The sequence below is a fragment of the Roseibium sp. RKSG952 genome (assembly GCF_009711355.1).
On record NZ_SMMF01000396.1, the window covers coordinates 1 to 822 of the forward strand.

The following is an 822-nucleotide window of genomic DNA, read 5'->3' on the forward strand; positions in this document are numbered from 1 at the left end:
TTCGGCGCAGGCCTGTCAGGCAATATGTTGGAGAGCAACGGAGTAAGTCTTGATGCCCCGCTGCGCGAGCTGCGCTCTTGACCCCACTCTGAAGGAAGGGGTTTGCACTTCTGGTTCAGCTCATTTTAATTGAGATGTCCAATTTATCGATGAATTCCGGTTCTTCGATATCGCCCTCAAGCGCCGCGAACAGCCTGTATTCTCCCGCGATGCCGAACCGATCTATGACATCGGTTACCGCCTCTCCACGCAGAACCTCGTGACTCCAAAGGCCTAGCGGGTTCGTCGCGGCATCGAGAATGTTGCCCTCCCTGTCGGCGAGTTGCCAACCGATTACGTCCTGATTGGTTCCACCAAGATGGCTGACTGTCAGGCCGATGCTATCGTTGATCCAGCCCGCCGCGATCTCTTTCAGTTTGCCTACCGTGACTTCCTCGTCCGAGACATGCGTAGGCGACACAACCCGGTGCTTGGGCTCGGAATACAGGCGAACGGTCTTCCCGGGTTGACCGTCCACAAAAAGCGCTGCACTCGGTAGTCTCAGGAAGTGGTATGGAATTCCGAGCTTGTTCAAAATCTGCAGAGCGATAGTTCGTGTTGGGACACGCGTGTCGTCCGGACAATTAAGCAAGAGTTCCGCTGTCTTTGTCGTTTCGTCCGCTTCCTTCATCTCCGTCTCCTCCTCTTTCACTCATCTAGGTTCCATTATGCCAGCGCAAGTAGCGAGCCTACATCGTCTGGGATATCGGCTTCTTACGCCCCAATTCCTCCTGTGCGATTCTGGCAACCTCCTTAACGTCTTCCCCGCCCGGAAGGACGGGG

1 protein-coding gene is annotated in these 822 nt (G+C 55.4%); it reads right to left on the minus strand.

What is annotated here, in order from left to right; translation table 11 throughout:
* Positions 1-115: 115 nt before the first annotated feature.
* Positions 116-670: a hypothetical protein gene (locus E1297_RS01205; RefSeq protein ID WP_155132870.1), complete on the minus strand. Its 555-nt coding sequence runs from the start codon at positions 668-670 to the stop codon at positions 116-118.
* Positions 671-822 lie beyond the last annotated feature (152 nt).

Bases quoted from the DNA above. Each gene is read 5' to 3' on its own strand.
- E1297_RS01205 (WP_155132870.1), bottom strand. From the start codon at position 670: ATGAAGGAAGCGGACGAAACGACAAAGACAGCGGAACTCTTGCTTAAT.